The sequence below is a fragment of the Microbacterium sp. NPDC008134 genome, assembly GCF_042957055.1.
Classification (GTDB): Bacteria; Actinomycetota; Actinomycetes; order Actinomycetales; family Microbacteriaceae; genus Microbacterium.
Genome location: NZ_JBIBHO010000001.1, coordinates 608,338 through 622,382 on the forward strand (window position 1 = coordinate 608,338; position 14,045 = coordinate 622,382).

The window sequence follows — 14,045 nt, forward strand, 5'->3', positions numbered from 1 at the left end:
GCTGTCCTCAGACGGTGTTGTCGCGGCGCGACGAGCGGAAGATGACGAGCGTGATCAGCAGACACATGATCGTGAGCACGAGGGCGACGGTCGAGCCGTAGCCGAAGTCGCTGTACTGGAACGCCGTGCGGTACATGTACATCGTCAGCGGGGTGGTCGCGTTGCCGGGGCCGCCGGCGGTGAGGGCGAACACCGAGTCGAAGACCTTGATCGTGCCGTTGATGCTGAAGATCATCGAGGCGAAGAGGATCGGCAGCGACATCGGCAGCACGATGTAGCGGAACAGGCTGAACGACTTGGCGCCGTCGAGGCGGGCCGATTCGATGATCTCGTCGGGGATGTCGAGCAGACCGGAGAAGACGAGGATGCCGTAGAAGCCGGCGGAGCGCCAGACGTCCATGATGACGATGACGACGAACGCGGTCGCGCCGTCGCCGAGCCAGTCGATGTTGCTGAGGCCGACGTTCACGAGCAGCTCGTTGACGAGGCCGTCGCCGGGGGCCGACTGGAAGAGCTTCTGGTACAGGATGCCGATCGCGACGGTTGGGAGCACGACGGGGAAGAACACCAGGGTGCGGACGATGACCGAGGAGCGACGCAGCACGAAGTGGTAGAGCAGCGCGAGTCCGAAGCCGAGGACCACCTGGAAGAGGGTGGTCAGCAGGGCGTAACGGATGGTGAACCAGAAGGCGTCGGCGACGTACTGGTCGGAGAAGAGCCGCTGGAAGTTCTCGATGCCGTTGAACTCGAAGCCTTCGAGGATGCTGCCGGTGAAGAACGTGAGGCCGAACGACCAGAGCACGGGGACGATGGTGATGAGCGTGTAGATGACCAGTGCCGGCAGGAGCAGCAGCAGGATCGTCTTCCGGTCGCCGAGGACGGACTTCATGCGTGGCGGCCTTTCGGGTGTAGAGGGGGTGAGACGAGAGAACCGGCTCCGCGCACTCCGGGTTCGAGTGCGCGGAGCCGGTGCGGATCAACCGGCGTCGAGGGCGTCCTGGACGAGGGTCATGAACTCCTCGGCCGTGAGCTGGCCGGTCACGAGGAGCGCGGCGTTCGTCGACGAGATGTTGCTCGCCTTCGCGTTGAAGAGCGCCTCGAACCACAGCACGCTGTCGGAGCTGCTGGCGATCTCATCGGCGACCGTCTGCGAGATGGCGGGCAGCTCGACGTCGGCGTCATCGGCGATGAAACCGGTGATCTGGCCCTGCTCGAGCGCCTCGGCGCCGTAGTTCTCGGCGATGCAGCCGAGCCAGTCGCCGGTGCCCTCGTTGTAGGCGGCGCTGCTCATCGTGGCCGGCAGGCCGACGTTCGACGGGTAGGCGTCGGGCGTGCCCTTGCCGCCCTCGACGGCCGGGAAGTTGAAGAACCCGACGTTGTCGGCGCCGATCTGGTTGCCGTCGCCGTTGATGTTGCCGAGGATCCAGCTGCCCATGTAGATCATGGCGGCCTTGCCCGTGAGGAACTCGTTGTACGAGCTGTCGATGTCGAGCGAGGTGACGTTCGCGTCGAAGTAGCCCTCGGCGCCGAGGTCGGCGATCTGCTGGGCCGCGGCAACGTACTCGGGGTCGGTGAGCTTGGCGTCGCCCGAGGCGACCTTCTCGAGTGCGTCGTCGCCGACGGAGCGGAAGAGGTAGCTCGAGATGAGGCGGGTGATGGGCCAGCCCTGCTCGCCGGATGCCGTGAACGGCGTGTAGCCCGCGGTCTTGGCCTCGGCGGCGATCGTGGTGAGCTCGTCCCAGGTCTCCGGGACCTCCCAGCCCTGCTCCTCGAAGATCTGCTTGTTGTACCAGATGCCCTCGATGTTGTACTGGAACGGCAGGAAGTTGAACTCGCCGCCGTAGAGCTTCTTGATGGTCGACACGGCGCCCTCGGCGATCTTGTCGCGCACGCCGAGCTCGGTGAGCTTCTCGTCGAAGTCGACGAGGTAGCCGCCCTTGGCGAGCTTCGCGCCCTCGGAGGGGTTGCCGCCGGCCGAGAAGATCGGGGGCAGTTCGTCCTGCGTGGCGAGCAGCTGCACCTGGGCGTCGAGGTCGGCCTGTGGCGCGGAGTTGAACTCGAGGGGCATAGCCTCTTCTTCGGCGGCGCACTGGTCGCCGGCGAGAGCTTCGAGCACGGGCTGCGTGGTGGTGTTCTCGGAGTTCTTCAGGAACTCGAAGGTGGTCGCACCCGATCCGCTGTCGCCGGCGCAGCCGGAGAGGACGAGAACCCCGGCGCTGGCCAGAGCGGCAACGCTGAGGAGCGGCTTGCGAAGGCGCCGCCGTTCTGCTGTGAACACATTTCCTCCTTGAAAGTGGCATCTCGTTATTGAGACGTTTCAAAACTTGATGTTAGGGCCAGATTTGTTGAGTGTCAAACGAAAACTGGCGAGGGAAGCGCTCGATGAGTTCGGCGGGCACCGGGCGGATGCGTCATCATGAATCCATGAACTTTGAAACGTCACAATCGGATGCCGTCGACGACGACGCGCTCGAACGTCTCATCGGCGAGATGACGCTCGCGCAGAAGACCGCGCAGCTCGTGGGACTCTGGGCGGGCGCGCGCCGCGACGACAACGCGGCCCCGATGCAGGACCAGCTCATCGCCGACGGCGTGCACGTCGACGAGTTCGCCGCCCACGGCCTCGGCCAGCTCACCCGGCACTGGGGCACGACGCCGATCGCGGTCGAGGCCGGTACCGCCGAACTGCGCCGACGTCAGGCCGCCCTCGCCGAGCGCACCGGTATCCGCGCCCTCGTGCACGAGGAGTGCCTCACCGGCGTGCTCGCCTGGGGAGCAACGACCTATCCGACCCCGCTGGCCTGGGGTGCCGCCTTCGATCCCGAACTCGCCGAACGCCTCGGCCGCCGGATCGGCCACGACCTGCGCGCACTCGGGGTGCATCAGGGCCTCGGCCCCGTGCTCGACGTCGTGCGCGATGCCCGCTGGGGCCGTGTCGAGGAGTGCATCGCCGAGGACCCGTTCACGGTCGGGGTCGTGGGCAGCGCCTACGTGCGTGGACTCGAGTCGGCGGGGGTGGTCGCCACGCTCAAGCACTTCGCGGGCTACTCCGGGTCGCGCGCGGGACGCAACCACGCACCCGTCTCGGTCGGTCCGCGCGAGCTCGCCGATGTCTACCTGCCGCCGTTCGAGCGGGCGATCCGCGCCGGGGCGCGTTCGGTGATGAACGCCTACAACGATGTCGACGGCGTTCCGGCCGCGGCATCCGCCGAACTGCTCACCGGCATCCTGCGCGACCGCTGGGGCTTCGACGGAACCGTCGTCGCCGACTACTTCGCCGTGCGGTTCCTCGAGACGATGCACGGCGTCGCGGCCGATGGCGAGGACGCGGCGGTGCTCGCCCTCTCCGCCGGGATCGACGTCGAACTGCCCACCGGCACCGACTACCTCGCTCCGCTCGTCACGGCGGTCGAGAGCGGGCGGATCGACGAGGCGGTCGTCGATCGTGCTCTCCGCCGGGTGCTGCGGCAGAAGCGCGATCTGGGCCTGCTCGGGCCCGCCGAACCCGAGGGTGACCCAGCCGTCGACCTCGACTCCGCGGCCAACCGGGCGCTCGCGCGCGAGATCGCGGATGCCTCGATCGTGCTGCTCCAGAACGACGGCATCCTGCCGCTCGACGCCGGGCGCACCCCGCGCCTCGCCGTCGTCGGCCCGAATGCCGACCGCTTCGGTGCCGTGTTCGGCTGCTACTCGTTCGTGAAGCACGTGCTGCCGCGGCATCCGGAGGTCGATCCGCTGATCTCGGCCCCCACCGTCGCCGAGGCTCTCCGGGGGAGCTGGTCCGGCGCGGTCGACGTGGTCGAGGGCTGCACCGTCATGGGCGACGATGCGAGCGGGATCGCGGCGGCCGTCGCGGCCGCGCACGCCGCCGACGTCGTGGTGGCGGTGATGGGCGACGATTCCGGGATGTTCGGGCGCGGAACCTCCGGCGAGGGCTGCGACCGCGAGGACCTCAGCCTGCCGGGCGTGCAGGAGCAGTTGCTGAAGGCTCTGGTCGACACCGGACGCCCCGTCGTGCTCGTGCTGCTGACCGGCCGCCCCTACGCGATCGGCGCCGCGGCCGACGGGTGCGCCGCCGTGGTCCAGGCGTTCTTCCCCGGCCAGGAGGGTGGCCCGGCGATCGCGGATGCCCTCTTCGGAGTGACCTCGCCGTCGGGTCGCCTCCCGGTGCAGATGCCGCGCCCCGGCACCCCGCAGCCGGGCAGTTACCTCGCTCCGAAGCTCGGGTCGCTCACGGGCGTCAGTTCGGCCGACCCGACGCCGCGGCATCCGTTCGGTCATGGCCTCGGATACACGACCTTCGCGCGGGACGGTCTGCGCGTCTCCGAGACGCGGGTCGCCGTCGACGGCATCGTCGAGGCCGAGATCACGGTGCGCAACACGGGCGACCGCGACGGAGCCGACGTGCTGCAGGTCTACGCGAGCGACCCGGCCGCGCAGGTCGTGCGTCCGCTCCGCCAGCTCGTCGCGTTCCGGAAGGTCGCGCTGGCGGAGGGCGAGGCGCAGACCTGGCGAGTGCGCATCCCGGCCGCGGCCTTCGCCTTCACCGGCATCGACGGGCAGCGCATCGTCGAACCCGGACGCCTCGTGCTGCGCGTGGCCGCGGATGCCGCCGACGAGGGCGAGTCCGTCGAGATCGACCTGGTCGGCGACGTCGTGCGCGTCGACACGATCGCCGACGAACCGGTCTGGGAGCGGCGTGCGTGAGCGCGTGTGCCGCTCCCGGCCGGGCGCGGGGGAGCCGGTAAAGTGACTGATCGATCACCGAGCCGAAGGAGGCCGCGCATGGCCCGTGTCGGGATCCGTGATGTGGCGGTGCTCGCGGGCGTGGCCGTGGGTACCGTGTCGAACTACCTCAACCACCCCGACCGCGTCTCGGCCGACAAGGCCGAACGCATCCGCGCCGCCATCGACTCGCTCGGGTTCGTGCCCAGCAACGCCGGGCGACAGCTGCGCCTCGGGGTGAGCAGCGCGATCGGATACATCGCCCCCGACGTGAGCAACCCGTACTTCGCCGAGATCGCCGAAAGCGTCGAGCTGCGCGCCAGCGAGCTCGGGTTCACCGTGTTCCTCGCCAATTCGCACCGCAACCGCGACCGCGAGAACGACTACATCCAGCTCTTCGAGCAGTATCGCGTGCAGGGTCTGCTCATGTCGTCGCACCTGCCCGTCGAGGATCGCCTCGCGCAGGTGCGCCGCCGCGGTACGCCCTCGGTGCTCGTGGGCCAGCGCGGGCAGTCCGACGAGCAGCCCTCCGTGTCGCTCGACGAGGTCTCGGGAGGGCGCCAGGCGATGCAGCACCTCATCGAGATCGGATGCCGTCGCCTGCTGTTCGTGGGTGGCCCGCTCGACATCCCACAGGTCTCCGGTCGTCTGGCGGGGGCGGGAGAGGTCGTGCGCGAGTTCGGCGCGGCGACCCTCGAGGTGATGGACGAACCCGATCGCACGGTGCGCGGAGGAAAGCGGATCGGGGCGGCGCTGCTCTCGCGCCCGGCCGACATGATGCCCGACGGCATCTTCGCCGCGAACGACCTGCTCGCGCTCGGCATCATGAACGCGCTCGTCGCCGGGGGCGTCGACGTGCCGCGGCAGACCGCGATCGTCGGCTACGACGACATCGAGTTCGCGGAGGCCTCGCTCATCCCGCTGACGAGTGTCATGGGGCGCCACGACGGCTTCGGTATAGCCGTGGTCGATCTGCTCTTCGACGCGATCGGCGGCACGGCGATCGACGCGCCGCATCGGATGTTCGAACCCCAGCTCGTCGTGCGCGCGAGCACCGGGAGGGGATGACCGTGGCTGCGAGCATCCGCGACGTCGCCGACCGCGCCGGGGTGTCGGTGGGCACGGTGTCGAACGTGCTCAATCACGTCGACCGCGTGAAAGAGGAATCCGTCCGACGGGTGCACGAGGCGATCGCCGAGCTCGGGTACGTGCGCAACGACGCCGCCCGGCAGCTCCGGGCCGGGCACAGCCTCATGGTCGGGCTGGTCGTGCTCGACGTGCGCAACCCGTTCTTCACCGAGCTCGCCCGCGGCGCCGAGCGCGAGGCCGCCCGGCACGGTCTCTCGGTGGTGCTCGCCAACAGCGACGAGGACGTCGCGCAGGAGGCCAGGCACATCGACCTGTTCGAGCAGCAGCGCGTGCGCGGCATCCTGCTCTCGCCCTATCAGGAGGCGGGGCCCCGCCTGCGCCGGATGCGCGACCGGGGGATCCCCGCCGTGCTCGTCGACCGCCGCGGCGCCGACGACTCGTTCAGCAGCGTCTCGGTCGACGACGAGACCGGGGGATACCTCGCAGCGCGGCACCTGCTCGACACCGGGAGGCGCCGCATCCTCTTCGCCGGCGGTCCGCTCGACATGCGCCAGGTGGAGGACCGTCTCGGGGGAGCCCGGCGCGCGGTCGCCGAGGTGCCCGGCGCGGTTCTCGAGACGCTCGCGTCGACGGCATCCACGGTCGACGCCGGTCGTCTGGCGGGAGATCAGGTCGCCGCGCTCGCCGCATCGGAGCGCCCCGACGCGATGTTCTGCGCCAACGATCTCGTGGCGCTCGGGGTGCTGCAGGGATTGCTGACCCACGGCATCCGCGTGCCGCAGGACGTCGCCCTCATCGGCTTCGACGACATCGACTTCGCCGCAGCCGCCGCCGTGCCGCTCTCGTCGGTGCGCCAGCCGAGCAATCTCATGGGCGAGACGGCGATGCGCCTGCTGCTCGAGAGTGCCGATGACCCGGGCCGGGCGCCCGAGCACATCGTGTTCCAGCCCGAGCTCGTCGCCCGCGCCTCGACCGCCTGAGTCGGTCGCGGGCCCGTCTGTGCGCTGAACGCGACGTACCCAAGTCAGGAAAAACGTGGCAGCTCGAGCCCGAACGGGCCGGATCGGCCCCCGCCACGCTCGTTCTTCCTGAGTTGGGTACGCCCCGCGGCCCCTCCCGCCTCAGAACTCCGCGACCACCGGGCGGCCGTCGAGGTACGCGATGAGGTTGAGCACGAGGAAGTTCCAGTTCTGGAAGTTGCGCGTCATGATCGCCTCGCCCGTGTCGGGGTTGTAGAACTCGTGCAGGCATCCGGTCGTCGCGAGGTCGCGACCGAACAGCTCGACGGTCTGCTCCGCGAGTTCACGGGCATCGTCCGCGAATCCGTACTTCTCGAGGCCCCGGAAGACGAGGTAGTTGCTGATGCCCCATACCGGTCCGAGCCAGTTCGAGGGGTTGTTCGACGCGCGCAGGTTGTAGGGCTTCTCGAGGCGCGACAGCGTGCGAACCCCGAAGTTCGCGCGGAACGTGCGGGTGTCCTGCAGTCGCTGGCGCATCCGCTCGGCCTGCTCCTGCGACGCGAATCCGGCCCACAGCGGAAGGAAGCTCGACCAGTTGTCGACGCGCAGCAGCAGCGACGACCACGAGCGCGGGGCGCCGCTGTGCAGCCAGTCGTCGCCGTCGATCTCGCGGAAGGCCAGGTCGGCGCTGTAGTAAGTCCCGTCGCGCTCGTCCCACAGGTGGGTGTTGATCGCGTCGGCGAGGTCCTGCGCGCGTCCGCGCCAGCGGTTCGCCTCGGGCAGACGGTCGAGGTCTTCGAGCAGCGATCCGAACGCGAGCAGCTCGCGGTAGAGCAGCGAGTTCAGGTAGATCGAGGCCGTGCTGCGGTCGGGGCGGTAGTAGACGGAGGGGTCGTTGTCGACGCCGATCGCGAAGTCGGTCTGCCAGTAGGCCAGTCCGGTCTCGGCGTGGATGTGGCTCTCGAGGTAGCGCTCGAGGAAGGACTGGATCACCGGGATGCCGTCGGCGATCCACTCGGCGCTGCCGCGACGACGGCTGAGGAGCGCGGCCTGCTGGGCGATGATCGGCTTGTGCATGTTCTGCGAGAACCCGGCGGCCCGGGAGGGGTCGCCGTGCAGCAGCGGACCTTCGGGCTTGAGCAGCAGCGGCATGACGCCGTCGGCGTCGGTGTGGTCGAGGAAGTTGCGGACCGTGCCCTCCTCGTACGCGCCGAAACGCCCCGACTGCCCTGTCTCGAGTTCGACCTGGCCCAGCACCACGCTGATGAACCACGAGTCCCAGTCCCACAGTGCGTTCGAGTAGTACGGGGAGTCGGGCGAGCTGGGCACCGTGTACGGGTGCTCGAGCACCCCGGAGGGCTCGCGGGTCATCTGCACCGCGTGCTCGGTGATGTAGGTGCGGAGGTCGGACTTCCAGGTGTCGATCATGCGAGCGGTTCCTCGGTTCGGGGCAGGGAGATGCGGATGAAGGTGGAGGGTTCGAGCGAGACGGATGCTTCGCCGCGGTCTGTTTCGATGCGAAGCGCGCGAGGTTCCTCGGCGATGTTCACGGCGAGGATGTCGTCGGTTGCGACGGTGCGGGCGCCGATCGCCCAGGTCAGGCCGTCGGGGCTGGGGCCGGTGAGCAGCATCGCGCCGTCGCTTGCCGCGAGGGCGGCGAGTGCGTGCAGGGCCGCGGCGACGGGGAAGTCCTCCCCGTCGGACGAGCGGATGCCGCGCGGCCCCCACTCTTCGAACCACACCAGGGACGCGACCCCGGGCACGGCCAGCGCCGCGGCGCTCGCGACCGTCCAGGCGGCGAGCTCGGGGGCCCGCTGACGCTCGTCGTCGGTGCCGGTGAACTGCGGGCCGTAGCCGTCGCGCAGATCGTCGTGGGGCGACAGCGGCTGCGGGGAGGCGGCGACGTCGTTGAAGCGCGGGCGGAGCGACACCGGGCCGATGTGCACGGGGTGCCCGGCCGCGCGGGCGACCGACTCCTCGGCGACGAGGCGCTGCATCGCGACCGACTCGACGATCTGTTCGGTGTCGGCGGAGTGGAAGAGCGGCGTGACGGTGACCGCGATCCCGTCGAGGTCGTCGGGCAGGCGGTGGAGTTCGCGGTTGAGTTCGGTGAAGTGCGAACGGCTGCCGCCGATCACCTCGCGCGTGCGGCCGTGCGCGGCGAGGGCGGTGCGCAGCAGGTCGATCGCCTCGCCGTCCGAGACGTGCCGGGCATCGCTCACCTGGTGGAAGGCCGTGGCGCGCACGATCTCGGTGCCGGCGAGGGCAGCGACGGCATCCGAGATCTTCTCGGGCGCCGCCGGATCGAGCACGAAGCGCACGTCGAGGGCGAGGCCGGATGCCGCGGCGCGGGCGAGGGCCGCCCGCCAGTCGCGACTCGCGAGGTCGAGCTCGACGAGCAGCGTCTCTCCGATGGTGTCGACGCGCGGCGCGGGGTCGGGGGCGGATGCCGCGGCGACACCGATCGTCGGGAAGGGGCCGGCGGGGGTGAGGCGGATCGTGTCGTCGAGCGCGGCGGTCTCGGCATCCGTCGTCTCCTGCGCGCGGATGCGGAGGGCCTGCACGACATGCTCGCCGGCGGCGACGCGGTAGGGGAAGGGGAGCGAGAGCGGCCGGTTGTACGTCTTGAACGAGGCATCCGTCCAGTTGCGCTGATCCTCCATCTCGAACACGTCGCCGTCGAAGGCGAGGTCGATCGCCGCGCCGTCGTGCGTCCACGCGAGCGACGTGATGTCGAAGACGGGCTGGTGCGCGCTGATCCGCTCGGGGAACACGGTGTGCTCGGTGGTGCCGTCGGGGTGCCCGACGCGCAGCGCGGCGCCGGCGACCTGTGGGGGATGCAGCACGATGATGCCCGTGCGGTTCGTGTCGACGTCGCGCATCGCGCGGAGGTCGAGGGCGACGGTGAGTTCGGCGCCGTCGGCGGTGGCGAGGATCGAACCCTCGAACGCGGACTCGATAGTGCGCACGGAGATCTCGAGGCTCTCGGCGTCGCCGGTGATCTCGCGGACGGTCAGGGGGAGCGTGTTCCAGTCGCCGTCGCGCACCACCCCGCGGATGCTGCGGAGCACTCGGCGACCCCGCCATCGGATGTCGGCGAGCTCGTCGTCGCGGCGCTCGATCGTCCAGTCCCCGAGGGTTCGCTCGTCGCGTTCGGGGCGGTTCCACGTCATGATGCGTCCTTGCACGGGTGGGCCGGGGCCCGGATTGGTACGTTTCAATTCTGCCGTACGTGTCACATGCCGGGCAAGGTGGAAGCGCGAATCGGGCGGCGATCGGCCCCGGTTCTGCCCGACTTCACCCCCGGTTCGTGGGATGCGGCGGAATCCGTTACGATGGCTAGGTGCATCCGAACTTTCGGGTGAGGATGCCTGGAGACGTCGCATAGTCCGGCCTAGTGCACCACCCTGCTAAGGTGGAGACCTCTTTAAGGGGTCCAGGGGTTCAAATCCCCTCGTCTCCGCCACGAAGCCCCCGAGTGATCGGGGGCTTTTCGCGTCTAGATCCAGTAGGTATTCGGGCGGTTTTCGCGAACGTGAGCATGCCCGGCCACGGCAAGTGGTGCGGATAGGTTTTCCTCGACATGGGTGCAGGTGGCGAGCACGCCTGCCGCATCATTGCAAAAGAGCGTTGCCAATGTCGCCAGATCGTTGACCGCAGACACCGTCGACTGGCGTTTCTGATTTCCGACTGCGTCCTGTTCGCCGGGCTGATGGATGCCGAAAGCAACCGACTCGATGGCCCTGCTCTCGACCACCACGGCTCTGTCGGTGCTCGACACGACGGATGCCTTCGTCAACGCGTTCGGCATCATGGCCGTGGCGCTGGTCGCCGTGGTCGTCGTCGCCTGGGTGCTGCACAAACTGCCGGCGTTGCAGGAGCATCTCAACCGTCGGTCGAGCTTCCGGGTGGGATTCATCTGGAAGCTGCTGATCGGTGCCCTCGCTCCGATCGTGCTGGGCTGCCTGCTCATCAGCGAGTTGATCACCAAGATCTCCGAGCCCTACAGCGGCTACCCCGACTGGTTCCTCGCCGTGTTCGGCTGGGGCATGGTGATCGCCCTGGTCGTGATCGGTGTGCTGCTCTCGCTCGTGCCGTGGAGCCGCCGCTCGCACGCGAAGGACGACCCCGAGTACGACGAGTTCCTCGATGAGGAGCACTACGACCCCGACCCCGAGACGGGAATGCTCCCCGTGCAGGCCGCGACCGAGAAGGAGGCCAGCGCATGACCCCTGTGGCGATCGTCATGATGATCATCGCGATGGTCACGGTGTGGGGCGGCCTGATCGCCGCGATCGTGAACCTCGCGCGTCACCCTGAGGTGGCCGATGGTGAGCCGGAGGCTCCGCCGGTCGAGCTCTGACGCTCAGCGCCCCGGTCGCCGACGACGCGCGCGTGCCCCGAAGGCATCCAGTGCATCGAGGATCTCCGTCGCCTGCCAGTGCCGGTTGCGCCGTCCACTGCTCGACTGGGTGAGGATGCCGGCGTCGACCAGCTTCTCGACGGATGCACGGGCGGCGGGCTCGCTCACGTCCAGTTCGCGGGTGGCGACGCCGAGTGTGATGACCGGTTGGCGGAGGAGGAGGCTCCTCAGTGTGTGCACGGAGGAGTCGCGGCGCGCGCTGACGCGTTCGTCCCACATCGACGAGACGCGCAGAATGTCGCTCTCGAGCTGTCGCCCGTTGGCGATCGCGGCGAAGGATGCTTCGGACAGTGCTTCGATGATCGGTCGGGCGTCCCCCTCGCGATAGGCGGTCAATGCGCGGAAGTAGCCATCGGTGTCACCCAGGAGGCCCGCGGAGACGGGCACGGTGACGCTCTGCGTGACACCGGCTGCGCGCAGCATCCCCTGCACGAATGCGCGTCCCGTGCGCCCGTTGCCGTCCGGGAACGGGTGGATGGTCTCGAACTGCGCATGAGCGATCGCGATCTGGGCGATCGCCGGCAGGTCGGCGCGCCGCGCGAAGCGCATCACGTCGTCCATCAGCTCAGGCACGTGCTCGTGATGAGGGGGGATGTAGGTCGCCTTGTGCGGAGATATCGCACCGCCGCCGATCCACACCTGTTCGTCGCGCCAGCGGCCGACGATGCCGGGAGCCGAGCGCTCGAGGAGTACACGGTGCATCGTCAGGATCGCCGCGGGATCGAGATCGTCGGCGAGTGAGATCGCGGCCGACATCGCGGCAACGTTCGCGACGACGAGCTGCGCGTCGGGTGAGCGTGTGTCGCCGATCTCGGCGAGCGCGAGCTGTTTCGCGCTCGCCGTGACGTTCTCGACCTCGGAACTCGACGCGCTCTCGGTGCGCAACAGAATCGATGCGAAAGGTGCGGTCAGGGCGCCCGACTCGGCATCGAAACGCGCGAGTTCTCGCCCGGCGTCCTCGGAGGCCGCGATGAGGTCAGCGGGTAGGTCGACGGTCATGTCGGCGATCAGAGGTGGGACCGATGCGAGGTACGGCCCGACGGCGGCGCGCAGTCGGGCACGCGAGGCGACCTCATCGCCCGAGCGCACCCACGGGCGCTCCTCGAAGTGCACCGGCGGCCATGCGGCGGGAGGGGAAACTGTCATGATCGCATCCGTTCTCTCTCCATACCAAAGGGTACGCAATTATCCTTTGGTATGGAGAGAGATTGAGCCGATCGAATCCGTCCGGAGTGATCGGGTGGGTGCACCCTGCCTCGCGAAATGCTGGGGACCATCCACAGAGGAGGACCGCATGATCGGCACGCTGAACGCTCTGGTCGACCTGGTCGAGCGGGTCGACGCCGACGACCTGGATGTCGCCGGATTCGCCTGCGAGCACGGCACCACGGAGTACCACCTGCGCCGGATGTTCTCGGCGCTGGCCGGCATGCCCCTGTCGGAGTACGTGCGGCGTCGCCGCATGACGCTCGCCGGCGCCGAGCTCGTGGCCGGAGCATCCGATCTGCTCGACGTCGCCGTACGGCACGGATACGGATCGGCCGAAGCGTTCGGCCGTGCGTTCCGTGCGGTGCACGGCATCGCGCCGGCCGATGCGCGCCGGGACGGCGGCCCTCTTCGCACTCAACCCACGCTCCGGTTCCGCCTGAGCGTCGAAGGGAGCACACCCATGCACGTCACCATCACCGATCACCCCGCGACCATCCTCGCTGGGCACGCGGTCGAGGTTCCGCTGATCCATCGCGGGGTCAACCCGCACATTCAGCAGCACATCGCCGGGATCGCCCCGGAGGAGCACCGTCGCCTCAAGGCGTTGTCGGATGCCGAGCCCGCCGGCATCCTGGCGATCACCGCCGACGTCGAGCCGGATGCCCCGGAGGGCACCCCGCTCACCTACCTGCACGGTGTCGCTCTGCAGGAGTCGTCGACCGTGCCGGCCGACCTCGATGTGATGCCGATGCCCGCCGGATCGTGGGCCGTCTTTGCGGCGGAGGGGCCGTTCCCCGACACCCTGCAGAACCTCTGGGCGGCGACGGCGACCGAGTGGTTCCCCTCGAACCCGTGGCGACTGCGGCCCGGACCGTCGATCGTTCGGTACCTGGAGTTCACCGGCGCGCATGCGTCGTGCGAGCTCTGGCTGCCGGTGGAAGCGGCCTGACATACTCCTCGTGCGGGTGGTTCGCGCCGCCCGCACGAGGAGACATCTCATGGCGACCGATCTGAAGAAGACGCTCGACGCGTACCAGGCGAAGCGAGGGGTGTTCCGACTCGTCGACGTGCCGCCGACGCAGTACCTGATGATCGACGGCGCGGGCGATCCGAACACGTCCCAGGCCTATACGGACGCCCTCGCTGCGCTGTACCCGATCGCGTACGGGGTCAAGTTCGCGAGCCGCGCGCAGCTCGGCATCGACACGGTCGTCATGCCGCTGGAGGGGCTCTGGCACGCCGACGACCTGGCGTCGTTCACCACGCGGCGCGACAAGTCGGCGTGGCTCTGGACCATGATGATCATGGTTCCCGAACACGTCACGGCCGACATGGTCGAGGCGGCGCGCGACAAGGCCGGGGCGAAGAAGGATGCCTCGCCGAATCTGCCGGCGGTGCGGCTCGAGACCCTGGAGGAGGGGCTGTGCGTGCAGACGCTGCACGTCGGCTCGTACGACGACGAGGCGCCCCTGCTGGAGGAGATGCACCACCGCTTCATCCCGGAGAACGGTCTGCGGATGCGCGGCATCCACCACGAGATCTACCTCAGTGACGCGCGCCGGGTGGAGCCGGCGAAGCTCCGCACGATCCTCCGGCAGCCCGTCGCGCTCGGTTCCTGAGCTGCGGTGTTCCTCCGCAGA

The 14,045-nt window shown here is 69.1% G+C and carries 13 protein-coding genes and 1 tRNA gene; 8 read left to right on the plus strand and 6 right to left on the minus strand.

Annotated elements, in window-relative coordinates; translation table 11 throughout:
* Positions 1 to 7: 7 nt before the first annotated feature.
* Positions 8 to 889: a carbohydrate ABC transporter permease gene (locus ACFY9N_RS02820; RefSeq protein ID WP_391476747.1), complete on the minus strand. Its 882-nt coding sequence runs from the start codon at positions 887 to 889 to the stop codon at positions 8 to 10.
* Positions 890 to 976: 87 nt separating this feature from the next.
* Positions 977 to 2,278 carry an ABC transporter substrate-binding protein gene (locus ACFY9N_RS02825; RefSeq protein WP_391476748.1) on the minus strand — a complete coding sequence of 434 codons (1,302 nt, stop codon included), beginning with the start codon at positions 2,276 to 2,278 and terminating at the stop codon, positions 977 to 979.
* 146 nt (positions 2,279 to 2,424) lie between these two features.
* Between ACFY9N_RS02825 and ACFY9N_RS02830 the strand changes: the two genes are divergently transcribed.
* From ACFY9N_RS02830 to ACFY9N_RS02840, 3 genes are all read left to right on the plus strand, one after another.
* Positions 2,425 to 4,707 carry a beta-glucosidase gene (locus ACFY9N_RS02830; RefSeq protein WP_391476749.1) on the plus strand — a complete coding sequence of 761 codons (2,283 nt, stop codon included), beginning with the start codon at positions 2,425 to 2,427 and terminating at the stop codon, positions 4,705 to 4,707.
* Between the two features lie 78 nt (positions 4,708 to 4,785).
* Positions 4,786 to 5,793, plus strand: coding sequence for a LacI family DNA-binding transcriptional regulator (locus ACFY9N_RS02835; protein WP_391476750.1), 1,008 nt, complete (start codon positions 4,786 to 4,788; stop codon positions 5,791 to 5,793).
* Positions 5,790 to 6,794: a LacI family DNA-binding transcriptional regulator gene (locus ACFY9N_RS02840; protein ID WP_391476751.1), complete on the plus strand. Its 1,005-nt coding sequence runs from the start codon at positions 5,790 to 5,792 to the stop codon at positions 6,792 to 6,794. Before ACFY9N_RS02835 ends, ACFY9N_RS02840 begins: the two co-directional genes overlap by 4 nt.
* 141 nt (positions 6,795 to 6,935) lie before the next feature.
* Here ACFY9N_RS02840 and ACFY9N_RS02845 read toward each other — a convergent pair whose 3' ends face one another.
* Entirely contained in the window at positions 6,936 to 8,201 is a 1,266-nt protein-coding gene (locus ACFY9N_RS02845) for a trehalase family glycosidase (protein ID WP_391476752.1), read from the minus strand.
* Complete coding sequence (locus tag ACFY9N_RS02850; protein ID WP_391476753.1) at positions 8,198 to 9,946, minus strand: hypothetical protein; 1,749 nt, start codon at positions 9,944 to 9,946, stop codon at positions 8,198 to 8,200. Before ACFY9N_RS02850 ends, ACFY9N_RS02845 begins: the two co-directional genes overlap by 4 nt.
* A 200-nt stretch (positions 9,947 to 10,146) precedes the next feature.
* Between ACFY9N_RS02850 and ACFY9N_RS02855 the strand changes: the two genes are divergently transcribed.
* Positions 10,147 to 10,239 (plus strand) — tRNA-Ser (locus tag ACFY9N_RS02855).
* 33 nt (positions 10,240 to 10,272) lie between these two features.
* Here ACFY9N_RS02855 and ACFY9N_RS02860 read toward each other — a convergent pair.
* Positions 10,273 to 10,533 carry a hypothetical protein gene (locus tag ACFY9N_RS02860; RefSeq protein WP_391476754.1) on the minus strand — a complete coding sequence of 87 codons (261 nt, stop codon included), beginning with the start codon at positions 10,531 to 10,533 and terminating at the stop codon, positions 10,273 to 10,275.
* On the opposite strand from ACFY9N_RS02860, the gene ACFY9N_RS02865 reads away from it, so the two are divergent.
* Positions 10,511 to 11,002, plus strand: a complete 492-nt coding sequence (locus ACFY9N_RS02865) for a hypothetical protein (RefSeq protein ID WP_391476755.1) — start codon at positions 10,511 to 10,513, stop codon at positions 11,000 to 11,002. The genes ACFY9N_RS02860 and ACFY9N_RS02865 overlap by 23 nt on opposite strands.
* A complete protein-coding gene (locus tag ACFY9N_RS02870; RefSeq protein WP_391476756.1) occupies positions 10,999 to 11,136 on the plus strand; it encodes a methionine/alanine import family NSS transporter small subunit in 138 nt (45 codons plus the stop codon). Before ACFY9N_RS02865 ends, ACFY9N_RS02870 begins: the two co-directional genes overlap by 4 nt.
* Positions 11,137 to 11,139: 3 nt before the next feature.
* Here ACFY9N_RS02870 and ACFY9N_RS02875 read toward each other — a convergent pair whose 3' ends face one another.
* The gene (locus ACFY9N_RS02875; RefSeq protein WP_391476757.1) at positions 11,140 to 12,342 is read right to left on the minus strand and encodes a Fic family protein; all 1,203 of its coding nucleotides are present in this window, start codon (positions 12,340 to 12,342) and stop codon (positions 11,140 to 11,142) included.
* A 148-nt stretch (positions 12,343 to 12,490) separates the two neighbouring features.
* Between ACFY9N_RS02875 and ACFY9N_RS02880 the strand changes: the two genes are divergently transcribed.
* Both ACFY9N_RS02880 and ACFY9N_RS02885 read left to right on the plus strand, forming a co-directional pair.
* Positions 12,491 to 13,354, plus strand: coding sequence for a GyrI-like domain-containing protein (locus ACFY9N_RS02880; RefSeq protein ID WP_391476758.1), 864 nt, complete (start codon positions 12,491 to 12,493; stop codon positions 13,352 to 13,354).
* A gap of 49 nt (positions 13,355 to 13,403) precedes the next feature.
* Positions 13,404 to 14,024 carry a GyrI-like domain-containing protein gene (locus ACFY9N_RS02885; RefSeq protein ID WP_391476759.1) on the plus strand — a complete coding sequence of 207 codons (621 nt, stop codon included), beginning with the start codon at positions 13,404 to 13,406 and terminating at the stop codon, positions 14,022 to 14,024.
* Positions 14,025 to 14,045: the final 21 nt, after the last annotated feature.

Excerpts from the sequence above, each read along its gene's own strand:
- ACFY9N_RS02820 (WP_391476747.1), bottom strand. The coding sequence starts at position 889 with ATGAAGTCCGTCCTCGGCGACCGGAAGACGATCCTGCTGCTGCTCCTG.
- ACFY9N_RS02830 (WP_391476749.1), top strand. The coding sequence starts at position 2,425 with ATGAACTTTGAAACGTCACAATCGGATGCCGTCGACGACGACGCGCTC.
- ACFY9N_RS02835 (WP_391476750.1), top strand. The coding sequence starts at position 4,786 with ATGGCCCGTGTCGGGATCCGTGATGTGGCGGTGCTCGCGGGCGTGGCC.
- ACFY9N_RS02840 (WP_391476751.1), top strand. The coding sequence starts at position 5,790 with ATGACCGTGGCTGCGAGCATCCGCGACGTCGCCGACCGCGCCGGGGTG.
- ACFY9N_RS02845 (WP_391476752.1), bottom strand. The coding sequence starts at position 8,201 with ATGATCGACACCTGGAAGTCCGACCTCCGCACCTACATCACCGAGCAC.
- ACFY9N_RS02850 (WP_391476753.1), bottom strand. The coding sequence starts at position 9,946 with ATGACGTGGAACCGCCCCGAACGCGACGAGCGAACCCTCGGGGACTGG.
- ACFY9N_RS02865 (WP_391476755.1), top strand. The coding sequence starts at position 10,511 with ATGGCCCTGCTCTCGACCACCACGGCTCTGTCGGTGCTCGACACGACG.
- ACFY9N_RS02870 (WP_391476756.1), top strand. The coding sequence starts at position 10,999 with ATGACCCCTGTGGCGATCGTCATGATGATCATCGCGATGGTCACGGTG.
- ACFY9N_RS02875 (WP_391476757.1), bottom strand. The coding sequence starts at position 12,342 with ATGACAGTTTCCCCTCCCGCCGCATGGCCGCCGGTGCACTTCGAGGAG.
- ACFY9N_RS02880 (WP_391476758.1), top strand. The coding sequence starts at position 12,491 with ATGATCGGCACGCTGAACGCTCTGGTCGACCTGGTCGAGCGGGTCGAC.
- ACFY9N_RS02885 (WP_391476759.1), top strand. The coding sequence starts at position 13,404 with ATGGCGACCGATCTGAAGAAGACGCTCGACGCGTACCAGGCGAAGCGA.